Source organism: Streptomyces sp. H39-C1 (genome assembly GCF_027158125.1).
GTDB classification, from domain to species: domain Bacteria; phylum Actinomycetota; class Actinomycetes; order Streptomycetales; family Streptomycetaceae; genus Actinacidiphila; species Actinacidiphila fildesensis.
Window position 1 is genome coordinate 1 of sequence record NZ_JAPVLS010000053.1, and the last position, 12,827, is coordinate 12,827.

Below are 12,827 nucleotides of genomic sequence, written 5' to 3' on the forward strand. Positions count from 1 at the left end.
GTTCGGGGGTTCGGGGGGACCGTCAGCCGAGGACGGCCAGCGCGTCGATCTCGATCAGCAGGCCGGCGGGGAGGCCGACGTAGACGGTGGTGCGGGCCGACGGCGCTTCCTTGAGGCCGGCGAAGTACTCGTTGTAGATCTCGTTGAACTCGGCGAAGTGCGCGGTGTCGGTGAGGTAGACGCGCGTCATGATGACGTCCTCCCAGGAGGAGCCGCCCTCTTCGAGGATCGCCTTGACGTTGGCGAACGTCTGGAGGGTCTGTTCGCGGAGCGTCGGGCCGGCGGGGGTGGGGGCCTGGCCGTCAACGGCGGGCAGGAAGCCGACCTGGCCGGCGACCTGGAGCAGGTTCCCCTTGCGCACGCCGTGCGAGAACCGGGCGGGCGGGGTGGTGTGGGTCGCCGGGGTGATGGCGGTCTTCTGGAGGGGGGACCCGTGGGTCCGGGAGTTGTCGCTCATGGGGTGTCCTTCGAAACGGTGTTTCCTGAGTACTCCCGGCTGATGGCCTCCGCGGTACGGAGGATCAGCGGGCGCAGTTTGAGCAGTTCGTCGGCGGTGACGACGACGTTCGGCGCGGAGACGGACATCGCCGCGGCGATCCTGCCGTCCGCGCCCCGGATGGGGGCGCCGACGCAGTTGATGGATTCCTCGTGGCCGCCGAGGTCGGTGGCCCAGCCCTGGTCACGTACCCGCAGGAGCTCGGTGAGGAAGGCGGCCGCGTCGGGTGTCGACCTGGCCGTGTACTTGGGGTATTCGAGGCGCTCGGCGATGGAGCGGCGCTCGGCCTCGGGGAGGTCGGCCAGGAGCAGCTTGGCGACGGCTGCGACGGTGATCGCGACGGGCTTGCCGATCCGCGAGTACATCCGGACGGGGTAGCGGCTCTCGACCTTGTCGATGTAGACGACCTCGCCCTCCTCGTAGACCGCGAGGTGGATGGTGTGGCCGATCTTCTCGTTGAGCGTGAGGAGGTGCGGGTGGGCGATCTCCCGCACGTCCAGCGTCTCCATGGCCTGCTGGGCGAGGGCGAAGAGCCGGGCGCCGAGCCGGTACCGCTGGTCCTCCTGGCGGTAGACCATGCCGTGTTCGTGCAGGGTGCGCAGCAGCCGGAGCGCCGTGGACTTGTGGACGTCGAGGCGGGTGGCGACCTGTTCGAGGTTGGCGGGTCCCTCCGCGAGCAGCGGCAGGATGCGCAGGGCGCGGTCGACTGTTTGGCTCATCTGTCCTTCTCCGTCCGTCCGGCCCGATCCGTCTGTCCGGCCGGTTCCGACTGCCCGGCCCGATCGGACTGCCCGGCCGGCTCCGGCCGCCGGACAGGTTCCGACTGCCCCGCCGGTTCCGTCCCGCCGGCCCGATCCGTGCCGTCGGCCCGATCCGTCCATCCGGGGCCCAGCCGCAGTGTCCCCCACGCGTCCTCGCCGAGGGCGACAAGGGCGTCGGCGTGGGCGCGCGCGGGCGGGGTGCCGAGGTCGCCGGGGACGGTGAGGGCGGCGGCGGCCATGACGTGCCCGTGGCGCAGCCGGTCGGCGAGGGGCAGGCCGCGGAGGGTCGCGGAGAGGAACCCGGCGGCGAAGGCGTCGCCCGCGCCGACCGGTTCGACGACGTCGACGGCGAGGGCGGGGACGAAGGTCGCGGTGTCACCCGTGAAGGCGGTGGCGCCCGTGCTGCCCTGCTTGACGACGAGGACGGCGGGCTCCGGGAGCGCGGTGCGGATGGCGGCCGCGTCGGCCAGCCCCCAGGCGTCCTGCGCCTCGTCCTCGCCGACGAAGACGATGTCGCAGCCGCGGGCGAGTTCGGCGAGCAGCCAGGGGTCGTCGCCGGTGCCCCACAGGGCCGGGCGGAAGTTCACGTCGTACGAGACGAGGGGCCGGCCGGGCTCGCGGGTGACGAGGGAGCGCATCAGGGCACGGCACTCGGGCGACAGCGCGGCGGTGATGCCGGACAGGTGCAGGATGCGGCCGGACCAGGCGTCGCGGCGGTGCACGGTCTCCGGTGACATGGCGGCGGCCGCGGAACCGGCGCGGTAGTAGAGCACGGCGGTACGGTCCGCCAGCTGCTCCTTGAAGTAGATGCCGGTGGGGCGGTCGGCGTCGCGCTGGACGGCGGTGACGTCGACGCCGGTCGCGGCGACGGCGCGGATCAGATGGTCGCCGAAGCCGTCGCCACCGACCCGGCTGATCCAGCGGGCGCTGTGACCGGAGCGGGCGAGGGCGCAGGCGACGTTGGACTCGGCACCGCCGATCCCGCGGTGGAAGGCGGGGACTTCGGCGAGGCTGCCGGGCTGCGAGGGCACGAAGGTGACCATGGATTCGCCAAGGCACGCTACGTCGAACTGCGGGCCGCTCGGGACTGCGGTCACGGTCGCTCTCGCTCCTCATGGGGCTGTCGGGTGGGGCGGTCGGACGGTTGCTGTCCGGGCTGTCGGACAGTTGCTGTCCGGGCCGGCCGGCGGGTGCTGTTCGGTTCGGCGAGGACCGCTGTTCCGGCCCGGCCGGTGCTTCACACACCGTTGACCCGGTGCTTGCCGGGATGTTAGACAGCAGGAAGCAAGACATGCAATGCACGTTGCATATGTTGCAACGCGAAGGTCCGCGCAGAGATTCTCCAGGAGGTTCCATGGACGTCGCGAAGACGACCGAGCGGCTGCACGAGGAGCGGGTCGGCCACCGCTTCAAGGGTCTGCCGCCGGACGCCGCGGAGCGGACCCTCGGCGAGCTGGCGGCCGAGCGGCGCTCGCTCTTCGACGGCGGCTTCACCACCCCGGTGCTCACGCTGTCCGCCGAGTCCCTGGAACACAACCTCGCGCTGATGGAGAGCTACTCCGAGAAGTACGGCCTCGCCTTCGCCCCGCACGGCAAGACGTCCATGGCGCCGCAGCTCTTCGCCCGGCAACTCGCCTACGGTGCCTGGGGCATCACGGCCGCCGTCCCCACGCAGGTCCGGGTGTACCGCGCCTTCGGCGTCCAACGCATCTTCCTCGCCAACGAGTTGGTCGACGCCGTGGCGCTGCGCTGGCTCGCCGCCGAGCTCGCCGCCGACCCGGACTTCCGCTTCGCCTGCTATGTCGACTCCGTACGCGGCGTGGAACTGATGGACGCGGCACTGGCGGACGCCACCCGCCCCCTCGACGTCGTCGTGGAGCTGGGCGAGGAGGGCGGCCGGACCGGTGTACGCGGTGCCGCGGCCGCCACCGAGGTCGCCGAAGCGGTCGGCGCGGCCCGCCATCTGCGGCTCGTCGGGGTCGCCGGGTACGAGGGCGAGATCCCCGTCAAGACCCAGGAGACCGTACGGGACTGGCTGAACCGGCTCGTCGCCCTCACCCGGGACTTCGACGCCGCCGGACGCTTCGCGGACGCCGACGAGATCATCCTCAGCGCGGGCGGCAGCGGCTGGTTCGACACGGTCGCCGAGGTGTTCCAGCCGGTCGAGGCGACGGACTTCTCGAAGCCGCTGCTCAAGCTGCTGCGCTCCGGCGCCTACATCACCCATGACGACGGCCACTACCGCGAGATCACCCCGTTCCACGACCGCATCCCCCAGGAGGGCGCCCTCCAGCCGGCGTTCCGGCTCTGGGCGCAGGTCGTCTCCAAGCCGGAAGGCGCGCTCGCCTTCCTCAACGCCGGCAAGCGCGACGCCTCCTTCGACCTCGGGCTGCCGGAACCCCAGGTCGTCCGTGGCACCGACGGCGCGCTGCGGTCGGCCGCCGGGCTGACGGTGACGGCCCTCTCCGACCAGCACGCGTTCGTCGCCATCGCCCCCGGCGCCGGCCTGGAGATCGGCGAATGGGTCGGACTCGGCCTCTCCCACCCCTGCACGGCGTTCGACAAGTGGAAGCTGCTGCCGCTGGTCGAGGCGGACGGCACGGTCACGGACTACATCCGCACCTTCTTCTAGACCCTTGAACCCTTTCGCCCAGTCCAGCAGACCGAGCACAGGAAAGGCACCGGCATGGATCTCGTGTTCCGCGACGTGAGCGTCATCGACGGAAGCGGGGAGGCCGCCTACCGGGCCGACGTCGGCATCGACGCGGGCCGGATCTCCGTGATCCGGCCCGAGGACGCAGCGCGGTTCGGGGACATCCGGCTGACCGGAACCCGCGTCGTCGATGCCGGCGGCCTGGCCCTGGCCCCGGGATTCATCGACATGCACGCGCACAGCGACCTGGCCCTGCTGCGGGACCCCGACCACTCCGCGAAGGCGGCGCAGGGTGTGACGCTGGAGGTGCTGGGGCAGGACGGGCTGTCGTACGCGCCGGTCGACGACCGCACCCTCGCCGAGGTCCGCGCGCAGATCACTGGCTGGAACGGCGACGGCTCGGACATCGACTTCGACTGGCGCAGCGTCGGTGAGTACCTGGACCGGCTGGACCGGGGCATCGCGGTGAACGCCGCCTATCTCGTCCCGCAGGGCACCGTCCGGATGCTGGCGCTGGGCTGGGAGGACCGCCCGGCGACGGCGGCCGAGGTCACCACGATGAAGCGGCTGGTGGCGGAGGGGCTGGAACAGGGCGCCGTCGGGCTGTCGTCCGGGCTGACGTACACGCCCGGGATGTACGCGTCGGACGCCGAACTCACCGAACTGTGCCGGGTGGTGGCGGCGTACGACGGCTACTACTGCCCGCACCACCGCTCGTACGGGGCGGGCGCGCTCCAGGCGTACGAGGAGATGGTGGCACTGACCCGGGACGCCGGCTGCGCCCTGCACCTGGCGCACGCCACGATGAACTTCGGTGTGAACAAGGGAAAGGCGCCGGACCTGCTGGCGCTGCTGGACCGGGCCCTGGACGCCGGCTCCGACATCTCGCTCGACACCTACCCCTACCTCCCCGGCTGCACGACGCTCGCGGCGATGCTGCCGAGTTGGGCGACGGAGGGCGGCCCGGAGGCGACCCTCGCGCGGCTGCGGGACGACGTGACGGCGAAGAAGATCCGCCACGTCATGGAGGTCGACGGGGCGGACGGCTGCCATGGCGTGCCGATGGACTGGTCGACGATCGAGATCTCCGGGGTGAGCGATCCCGGACTCGCGGGCTGCGTCGGCAGGACCATCGCGCGCAGCGCGGCCGAACGCGGCGAGGAGCCGTTCGTGACGGCCCGGCGCCTGCTGATCAACGACCGGCTGGGATCGACGATCCTGCAGCACGTCGGCCACGAGGAGAACGTCCGGGCGATCATGCGGCACCGGGTCCACACCGGCGGCAGCGACGGCATCCTGATGGGCTACAAACCGCACCCTCGTGCGTACGGGACCTTCCCCGAATACCTGGGGAAGTACGTGCGCGAGCTCGGCATCCTGACCCTGGAGGAGTGCGTCGCCCACCTCACCTCCCGCCCCGCCGCCCGGCTGCGACTGCCCGACCGGGGCCTGGTCCGCGAGGGCTACCGCGCGGACCTGACGCTCTTCGACCCGGCGACGGTGGCCGCCGGCTCCACCTTCGACGCCCCCCGCGTCCTCCCGACGGGCATCCCGCACGTCCTCATCGACGGCCGCTTCGTCATCGAGGACGGGCGGCGCACGGATGTGCTGGCGGGCCGCTCGGTGCGGCGGGAGCCGGCGCGGGCGCGGTGACGGGCGCTTTCAGCGGGATCGGCCGGTCCGTTCCCGGCTGAGCCGGTGCAGGAGGACGCGGACGTCCTCGAAGTCGGCCGTGATCGCCAGGGCGCCCAGCGCCGACGCCCGCGAGCGCCCCGCGAGAGTGACCCGTCCGGTGAAGAAGACCACCGGCCCGGTGTACCTCCCGTCGGCTCAAACGAGCAGTCCGGCCAGTTGTTCCGCGACCCGTCTCTCACCGAGCAGATCGCGTCCGGTGGCGGACACCGGCTCGTCGTTGAGGAGGGAGTACGGCAGCGATGAGGAGTGCGGAGAGTAGGGCGACGCCACCGTGTCAGTGTGGCAGCGCGGGCTCCGGCCGTCCCGACGTGGCGAAAAACACCGGGCGGGCAGCCGTACGCGCCCGTAAGGTGACGGGCATGCAGCAGGTGATCCAGTCCACGAAGCTCGCGAATGTCTGTTACGAGATCCGGGGCCCGGTCCTCGAAGAGGCGATGCGGCTCGAGGCGGCGGGCCACCGCATCCTCAAGCTCAACACCGGCAATCCGGCGCCCTTCGGTTTCGAGTGCCCGCCCGAAATCCTTGAGGACATGCTGCGCACCCTGGGCGACGCGCACGGCTACGGCGACGCGAAGGGCCTGCTCTCGGCGCGCCGGGCGGTGATGCAGCACTACCAGACGAAGGGCATCCCGCTGGATGTCGACGACGTCTACCTCGGCAACGGCGTCTCCGAGCTCATCCAGATGTCGATGCAGGCGCTGCTCGACGACGGCGACGAAGTGCTGGTCCCGGCGCCCGACTATCCGCTGTGGACGGCTTCGGTCTCGCTGGCCGGCGGCACCGCGGTGCACTACCGCTGCGACGAGCAGGCCGACTGGATGCCGGACCTCGCCGACATCGAGCGCAAGGTCACCGACCGCACCAAGGCCCTCGTCATCATCAACCCGAACAACCCGACGGGTGCGGTGTACGACGACGAGATGCTGCGCGGCCTCACGGACATCGCCCGCCGCCACAAGCTGATCGTCTGCTCCGACGAGATCTACGACAAGATCCTGTACGACGGCGCCACCCACACCCCGACCTCGGCCATCGCCCCCGACCTGCTGACGCTGACGTTCAACGGGCTGTCGAAGGCGTACCGGGTGGCGGGGTACCGCAGCGGCTGGATGGCGGTGTGCGGTCCCAAGTCGCACGCCTCCAGCTACATCGAGGGTCTGACGATCCTGGCCAACATGCGGCTGTGCGCCAACATGCCGGCCCAGCACGCGATCGCCACCGCGCTCGGCGGCCACCAGTCGATCAACAGCCTCGTCCTGCCCGGCGGCCGGCTGCTCGCGCAGCGCGACGCCGCGCATGCCGCGCTCACCCAGATCCCGGGCGTCACCTGCGTCAAGCCGAAGGGGGCGCTCTACCTCTTCCCCCGGCTGGACCCGAACGTCTACAAGATCAAGGACGACCGGCAGATGGTCCTCGATCTGCTGCGCGCCGAGAAGATCATGGTCGTGCACGGCACCGGCTTCAACTGGCACGAGCCGGACCACTTCCGCATCGTGACCCTGCCGTACGCCGACGACCTGACGGAGGCGTGCGCGCGCATCGCCCGCTTCCTGGACGGCTACAGCCAGCCGTAACGCTCGCGCCGGCGGAGGTTGTGCCGGCCGCGGCCGGCACAACCTCCGGCTGCTCGCCTGCCCCGCCGGAAAACACCCGAGGGCCCGGTCACGACGTGAGTCGTGACCGGGCCCTCGGCGTGAGGGTTGGCATCGGTCCGTCCGGCAGACGGTCTTGGTCGGGGTGCCTACCGGTCGGGCGCGCCGCGCCACCGGGCAGCCTCCCGCATCGCACATGCGGGAGGGCCGCCCGAGTTCAGGTTTTCCGAGCCCGGCGGGACCCCCGTGAGAGGGGATCCGCGCCGGAGGCGGGGGGGTCAGCCGAGGCGGGCGACCAGTGCGCGGTACTCGTCCCACAGTTCCTTCGGCGTGTGGTCGCCGAAGGTCTCGAGGTGGGCGGGGATCAGGCCGGCCTCGTCGCGCCACACGTCGAGGTCGACGGAGAGCAGCAGGTCCAGGTCCTCCTGCGAGATGTCGAGCCCCTCGGTGTCGAGCGCGCCCGCGGCCGGGAGGATGCCGATGGGCGTCTCGACGCCCTCGCCCTCACCGTTGAGGCGCTCGACGATCCACTTCAGGACCCGGCTGTTCTCGCCGAAGCCCGGCCACACGAAGCGGCCGCCGGCGTCCTTGCGGAACCAGTTGACGTAGTAGATCTTCGGCAGCTTGGCGGCGTCGGCCTGCTGGCCGATCTTGATCCAGTGGCCGAAGTAGTCGCCCATGTTGTAGCCGCAGAACGGCAGCATCGCGAACGGGTCGCGGCGCAGCTCGCCGACCTTGCCCTCGGCGGCGGCGGTCTTCTCCGAGGCGATGTTGGAGCCGATGAAGACGCCGTGCTGCCAGTCGAAGGACTCCGTGACGAGCGGCACCGCGCTGGCGCGGCGGCCGCCGAAGAGGATCGCGGAGATCGGCACGCCCTTGGGGTCCTCCCACTCGGGCGCGATGGTCGGGCACTGCGAGGCCGGGACGGCGAACCGGGCGTTGGGGTGCGCGGCCGGGGTGCCGGACTCCGGCGTCCAGTCGTTGCCCTTCCAGTCGATGAGGTGGGCCGGCGGCTCGTCCGTCATGCCCTCCCACCAGACGTCGCCGTCGTCGGTCAGGGCGACGTTGGTGAAGACCGTGTTGGCGTACATGGTCTTCATGGCGTTGGCGTTGGTGTCGTCGCCGGTGCCGGGCGCGACGCCGAAGAAGCCGGCCTCGGGGTTGATCGCGTAGAGCTGGCCGTCCTCGCCGAAGCGCATCCAGGCGATGTCGTCACCGACGGTCTCGACGGTCCAGCCCGGGATGGTCGGCTGCAGCATCGCGAGGTTGGTCTTGCCGCAGGCGGAGGGGAACGCGGCCGCGATGTACTTGGCCTCGCCGGTCGGCGGGGTCAGCTTGAGGATCAGCATGTGCTCGGCGAGCCAGCCCTCGTCGCGGGCCATGACGGAGGCGATGCGCAGCGCGTAGCACTTCTTGCCGAGCAGGGCGTTGCCGCCGTAGCCGGAGCCATAGGACCAGATCTCGCGAGTCTCGGGGAAGTGCGAGATGTACTTGGTGGTGCTGCACGGCCACGGCACGTCGGCCTGGCCCTCGGCGAGCGGCGCGCCGACGGAGTGCACGGCCTTGACGAAGAAGCCGTCCTCGCCGAGGTCGTCCAGGACGGCCTTGCCCATGCGGGTCATGGTGCGCATGGCGACGGCGACGTACGCGGAGTCGGTGATCTCGACGCCGTTGGCGGAGAGCGGGGAGCCGACCGGGCCCATGCAGAACGGGACGACGTACATGGTGCGGCCGCGCATGGAGCCGCGGAACAGGCCCTGCTCGCCCGAGAAGATCTCGTGCATCTCCGCGGGGGCTTTCCAGCGGTTGGTGGGGCCGGCGTCCTGCTCACGCTCGGAGCAGATGAACGTACGGTCCTCGACCCGGGCCACGTCGGTGGGGTCGGAGGCGGCGTAGTAGGAGTTCGGGCGCTTGTTGGGGTCGAGCTGCTTGAAGGTGCCGTTCGCCACGAGGTCGTCACAGAGGCGCTGGTACTCGGCCTCCGAGCCGTCGCACCACACGATCTCGTCCGGCTGGGTGATTTCGGCGATCTCGCCGACCCAGGCGATCAGGTCCTTGTGATTGGTGGGAGCCGCAATTTCGCGCGCCACGATCGCTCCGTCCCGCCGAATTTGCACAGATTCGGCGTCAGATTTGAGGGTTTTGCGGACTCTAGTCCTGCTGTCCGCATGGTGGAACTACCTCGGCCCCTTGGGGGCTGCGACCCGGACGCCACGTGGCCGCTCATCCGGTGCCGACCTCACTCATATGAGTGTCGGGGGAGAAAACCCGATCTGTCCAGGGCGCGAAGGGTGAGCATCGCCACTTCCACCTGCCATACCTACGGTGCCGTAACCTACGGCCCCGTAGGTAGCATTGACGCTATGGACCTCGTCGAGGAGACTTCCGCTGTGTCTCAAGCCGTAGAAGAGCTCGACCCGCCCGTACCGCTGAAGCCCCTCCTCAGAGGGTGGATTCATGCCGCAATGTTCCCCGCGGTACTGATCGCGGGAGTGGTGCTGACCGCTTTCGCGGAGAGCACTCGGGGTCGCATCGCGTGCGCCGTGTTCACCGTCACCGCCTGCGCGTTGTTCGGCGTGAGCGGCCTCTACCACCGAGGCAACTGGGGCCCGCGAGGCGAGGCGATCCTGCGTCGCCTGGACCACTCCAACATCTTCCTGATCATCGCGGGCAGCTACACGCCCCTCGCGATCCTGCTGCTCCCGTCGAGCAAGGCGACCCCGCTGCTGTGGTTCGTCTGGGCGGGCGCGCTGGCCGGCATCGCCTTCCGCGTCTTCTGGGTCGGCGCGCCGCGCTGGCTCTACACCCCCTGCTACATCGCGCTCGGCTGGGCGGCGGTCTTCTTCCTCCCGGACTTCCTGCGCACCGGCGGTATCGCGGTGCTGGTCCTGGTGGTCGTCGGCGGTCTGCTGTACAGCGCGGGCGGCGTCATCTACGGCCTCAAGCGGCCCAATCCGTCACCTCGCTGGTTCGGCTTCCACGAGGTGTTCCACTCCCTGACGCTGGCGGCCTTCGTCATCCACTACGTCGGGATCTCGCTGGTCGCGTACCAGCACGCATAACCGGGGCGGGGTCCTGGACTCCGGCTCATGCCCCGCTCAAGGCACCGCCCAACGGCCCGCCCCAGACTCACGTCAGGCGCCCGCGACCGATCCGGTCGCGGGCGCCTTTGCGTACCCGGTTCTGCGCACCCGGTCCTGTGTACGGCTCTGCATACCCGGTCCTGCGTACGGCTCTGCGTACCCGGTGCACGGTGGCGCGCACATCTGAATATTGACAGGCCCCATCTTTTGCGAGTTACTGTCACTTGATAGCAACTCTTAAAGATTTGACGGAGGAGTGTCATGACCGCACAGCTCGACCCCAGGCGCTGGTGGGCGCTCGGCGCCATGGTCGCGAGCATGCTCGTGCTCGGCTTCGACATGACGATCCTGAACGTGGCGCTGCCGACGATGGCCGGCCAGCTCGGCGCCACCACCGGCGAGCAGCAGTGGCTGGCGGACGCCTATGTCGTCGTCTTCGCCGCCCTGATGCTCCCCGCCGGGCTGCTCGGCGACCGCTTCGGCCGCCGCCGGATGCTGGTGACGGGCCTCGGGATCTTCCTCGTCGGCTCGCTCGTCGGCTCGCTGGCCACCAGCGTCGAACCGGTCATCGCCGCCCGTGCGGTCATGGGCATCGGCGGCGCGCTGGTGATGCCGCTCGCCCTCGCCGTCCTGCCGTCGCTCTTCGCGCCCCAGGAGCGCACCAAGGCGGTCGGCATCGTGACCGCCGCCTCCGCGCTCGGGATGCCGCTCGGCCCGATCATCGGCGGCTTCCTGCTCAACCACTTCTGGTGGGGCTCGGTCTTCCTGATCAACGTCCCGATGGCCGCCCTCGGGATCATCGCCTGTGTCTTCCTGCTGCCCGAGACCCGCGACCCGGCGTCGCCCAGGGTCGACGCGGTCTCCACCGCGCTCACCGCGGCCGGTCTCGGCGCACTGATCTACGGGATCATCGAGGCGCCCGCCCGCGGCTGGTCCGACCCGGTCGTGGTGGGGATGCTCGCCGGGGCCGCCGTGCTGATCGCGACCCTCGTCCTGCGCGAACGCCGGATGGTCCGGCCCATGCTGGACATGACGCTGCTCGGCCACCGCCCGTTCCTGCTCAACATGCTCGCCGCGACCCTGGGCATGTTCATCTTCTCCGGGCTGATGTTCGTCCTCCCGCCGTATCTGACGGCGGTGCTCGGCAACGACGCCTTCGGCACCGGCCTGCGGCTGCTGCCGATGATGGGCGGCGTGATGTTCGCCGCCAAGGGCAGCGCGCCCCTCATCCAGCGGTTCGGCGCCCGCGCGGTGATCAGCGGCGGCCTGGTGGTGCTCGCCTTCGCGGCGTTCCTCGGCAGCCGCACCACCGTCGAAACCGGCTACGGCTTCACCGCCCTGTGGCTGTCCATCGTGGGATTCGGCTTCGGCTTCGCGGTGGTCCCCGCCATGACGGCGGCGCTCAGCGCACTGCCCGCGGACCGGGCGGGCAGCGGCTCGGGACTGCTGAGCACCGTACGGCAGGTGGGCGCCGCGATCGGGATCGCGCTGCTCGGCTCGCTGCTGGTCGGCGCCTACGCCGACCGGCTGCCCGCGGGGGCGCCGCACGCCGCCGCCGACTCCGTGGTCGCGGCCCACGTGGTGGCCGGCAGGCTCGGCGACACCCGCCTCGCGGCCGCGGCGGACGCCGCGTACGTGCACGGCATGACGACGGTCCTGCTGGTCTGCGGCCTCACCGCCCTCGTGGCGGCGCTGCTCACCGCGACACTGCTCCCCAGGACCGGTGCCGACGCCACCACCGGGTCCGGAACCGGAACGGACGGCGAGGCGCTTTCCGAGACGGGCGCCGAGACGGGTGCCGAGTCGAGTGCCGGGGCGGGCGCCAAGGCCGGAAACACATCCGGGGCCGTACCGCCGGTGGCCGCGCTGCCCGCCGATGCCGGACAATGACGGGCATGTCCGCACGTACGACGGCCGCCCCGACCACCGCCCCCTCCGGCGCTCCCGCCGGCACGCCGAAGATCGGCCTGCGGGAGCGGAAGAAGATCCAGACCCGCCAGGCGATCCGCAGGGCCGCGTACCGGCTCTTCGACGAGCAGGGCTACGACGCCACGCCCGTCGACCGGATCGCCGAAGCCGCCGACGTCTCCCCCAGCACCGTCTTCCGGTACTTCCCCACCAAGGAGGACATCGTCCTCACGGACGAGTACGACCCGCTGATCGAGGCCGCGATCCGGGCCCGGCCGGCCGACGAGTCCCCGCTCCGGGCGATCCGGCACGCCTTCCTGGAATCGCTGCGCGCCATCTGCGAGGACCCGCAGGAACGGGCGGACCTCAGCGCGCGGGCCCGGCTGCTGCGGGACGTGCCGGCCGTCCGCGCCCGCTCCATGGAGAGCATGTCGGCGACCGGCCGGATCCTCGCCGGCGTCCTCGCCGAGCGCACCGGCCGCCCGGTGGACGACCTGGAACTGCGGATCTTCACCGGGGCGGTGCTCGGCGCCTTCCAGGAGGCCACCATGCACTGGGGCGAGCACGACCAGCAGGGCGAACTCCTGGACGTCGTCGAACGCACCCTGGACGTGCTGGAGCGCGGCCTCACCCTCTAGG

At 70.9% G+C, this 12,827-nt stretch carries 12 protein-coding genes; 6 read left to right on the plus strand and 6 right to left on the minus strand.

The genetic code is table 11. The annotated features are described in order from the left end of the window. Nucleotides 1–22: 22 nt before the first annotated feature. From O3W51_RS29705 to O3W51_RS29715, 3 genes are read right to left on the minus strand one after another with little or no spacing between them, the layout of a single operon-like run. A complete protein-coding gene (locus tag O3W51_RS29705) occupies nucleotides 23–457 on the minus strand; it encodes a RidA family protein (RefSeq protein ID WP_138352143.1) in 435 nt (144 codons plus the stop codon). Further along, nucleotides 454–1,215, minus strand: coding sequence for an IclR family transcriptional regulator (locus O3W51_RS29710; protein WP_138352144.1), 762 nt, complete (start codon nucleotides 1,213–1,215; stop codon nucleotides 454–456). The genes O3W51_RS29705 and O3W51_RS29710 overlap by 4 nt, the downstream gene beginning before the upstream one ends. Further along, nucleotides 1,212–2,300, minus strand: coding sequence for a sugar kinase (locus O3W51_RS29715; RefSeq protein WP_198357106.1), 1,089 nt, complete (start codon nucleotides 2,298–2,300; stop codon nucleotides 1,212–1,214). Before O3W51_RS29715 ends, O3W51_RS29710 begins: the two co-directional genes overlap by 4 nt. A 311-nt stretch (nucleotides 2,301–2,611) precedes the next feature. Between O3W51_RS29715 and O3W51_RS29720 the strand changes: the two genes are divergently transcribed. Beyond that, entirely contained in the window at nucleotides 2,612–3,889 is a 1,278-nt protein-coding gene (locus tag O3W51_RS29720) for an amino acid deaminase (protein WP_138352145.1), read from the plus strand. Nucleotides 3,890–3,943: 54 nt separating this feature from the next. After that, on the plus strand, nucleotides 3,944–5,563 hold the full coding sequence (locus O3W51_RS29725) for an N-acyl-D-amino-acid deacylase family protein (protein WP_198357035.1): 1,620 nt from the start codon (nucleotides 3,944–3,946) through the stop codon (nucleotides 5,561–5,563). Between the two features lie 9 nt (nucleotides 5,564–5,572). Here O3W51_RS29725 and O3W51_RS29730 read toward each other — a convergent pair whose 3' ends face one another. Both O3W51_RS29730 and O3W51_RS29735 read right to left on the minus strand, forming a co-directional pair. Continuing rightward, nucleotides 5,573–5,716 carry a hypothetical protein gene (locus tag O3W51_RS29730; RefSeq protein WP_198357036.1) on the minus strand — a complete coding sequence of 48 codons (144 nt, stop codon included), beginning with the start codon at nucleotides 5,714–5,716 and terminating at the stop codon, nucleotides 5,573–5,575. A 24-nt stretch (nucleotides 5,717–5,740) separates the two neighbouring features. Further along, nucleotides 5,741–5,875, minus strand: a complete 135-nt coding sequence (locus O3W51_RS29735) for a hypothetical protein (RefSeq protein ID WP_269287763.1) — start codon at nucleotides 5,873–5,875, stop codon at nucleotides 5,741–5,743. An 89-nt stretch (nucleotides 5,876–5,964) separates the two neighbouring features. On the opposite strand from O3W51_RS29735, the gene O3W51_RS29740 reads away from it, so the two are divergent. Beyond that, nucleotides 5,965–7,179: a pyridoxal phosphate-dependent aminotransferase gene (locus O3W51_RS29740; RefSeq protein ID WP_138352147.1), complete on the plus strand. Its 1,215-nt coding sequence runs from the start codon at nucleotides 5,965–5,967 to the stop codon at nucleotides 7,177–7,179. A gap of 296 nt (nucleotides 7,180–7,475) precedes the next feature. Here O3W51_RS29740 and O3W51_RS29745 read toward each other — a convergent pair whose 3' ends face one another. Then, the gene (locus O3W51_RS29745; RefSeq protein ID WP_138352148.1) at nucleotides 7,476–9,287 is read right to left on the minus strand and encodes a phosphoenolpyruvate carboxykinase (GTP); all 1,812 of its coding nucleotides are present in this window, start codon (nucleotides 9,285–9,287) and stop codon (nucleotides 7,476–7,478) included. 273 nt (nucleotides 9,288–9,560) lie between these two features. On the opposite strand from O3W51_RS29745, the gene trhA reads away from it, so the two are divergent. The 3 genes from trhA to O3W51_RS29760 all read left to right on the plus strand — a co-directional run bounded on the left by trhA (nucleotide 9,561) and on the right by O3W51_RS29760 (nucleotide 12,826). Continuing rightward, nucleotides 9,561–10,259 carry a PAQR family membrane homeostasis protein TrhA gene (gene trhA, locus O3W51_RS29750; RefSeq protein ID WP_138352149.1) on the plus strand — a complete coding sequence of 233 codons (699 nt, stop codon included), beginning with the start codon at nucleotides 9,561–9,563 and terminating at the stop codon, nucleotides 10,257–10,259. A gap of 282 nt (nucleotides 10,260–10,541) precedes the next feature. Next, nucleotides 10,542–12,170 carry a DHA2 family efflux MFS transporter permease subunit gene (locus O3W51_RS29755; protein WP_269287766.1) on the plus strand — a complete coding sequence of 543 codons (1,629 nt, stop codon included), beginning with the start codon at nucleotides 10,542–10,544 and terminating at the stop codon, nucleotides 12,168–12,170. Nucleotides 12,171–12,175: 5 nt separating this feature from the next. After that, the gene (locus O3W51_RS29760; RefSeq protein ID WP_232484662.1) at nucleotides 12,176–12,826 is read left to right on the plus strand and encodes a TetR/AcrR family transcriptional regulator; all 651 of its coding nucleotides are present in this window, start codon (nucleotides 12,176–12,178) and stop codon (nucleotides 12,824–12,826) included. Nucleotide 12,827: the final 1 nt, after the last annotated feature.

Bases quoted from the DNA above. Each gene is read 5' to 3' on its own strand.
- O3W51_RS29760 (WP_232484662.1), top strand. From the start codon at position 12,176: ATGTCCGCACGTACGACGGCCGCCCCGACCACCGCCCCCTCCGGCGCT.
- O3W51_RS29720 (WP_138352145.1), top strand. From the start codon at position 2,612: ATGGACGTCGCGAAGACGACCGAGCGGCTGCACGAGGAGCGGGTCGGC.
- O3W51_RS29725 (WP_198357035.1), top strand. From the start codon at position 3,944: ATGGATCTCGTGTTCCGCGACGTGAGCGTCATCGACGGAAGCGGGGAG.
- O3W51_RS29755 (WP_269287766.1), top strand. From the start codon at position 10,542: ATGACCGCACAGCTCGACCCCAGGCGCTGGTGGGCGCTCGGCGCCATG.
- O3W51_RS29715 (WP_198357106.1), bottom strand. From the start codon at position 2,300: ATGGTCACCTTCGTGCCCTCGCAGCCCGGCAGCCTCGCCGAAGTCCCC.
- trhA (WP_138352149.1), top strand. From the start codon at position 9,561: ATGGACCTCGTCGAGGAGACTTCCGCTGTGTCTCAAGCCGTAGAAGAG.
- O3W51_RS29705 (WP_138352143.1), bottom strand. From the start codon at position 457: ATGAGCGACAACTCCCGGACCCACGGGTCCCCCCTCCAGAAGACCGCC.
- O3W51_RS29710 (WP_138352144.1), bottom strand. From the start codon at position 1,215: ATGAGCCAAACAGTCGACCGCGCCCTGCGCATCCTGCCGCTGCTCGCG.
- O3W51_RS29740 (WP_138352147.1), top strand. From the start codon at position 5,965: ATGCAGCAGGTGATCCAGTCCACGAAGCTCGCGAATGTCTGTTACGAG.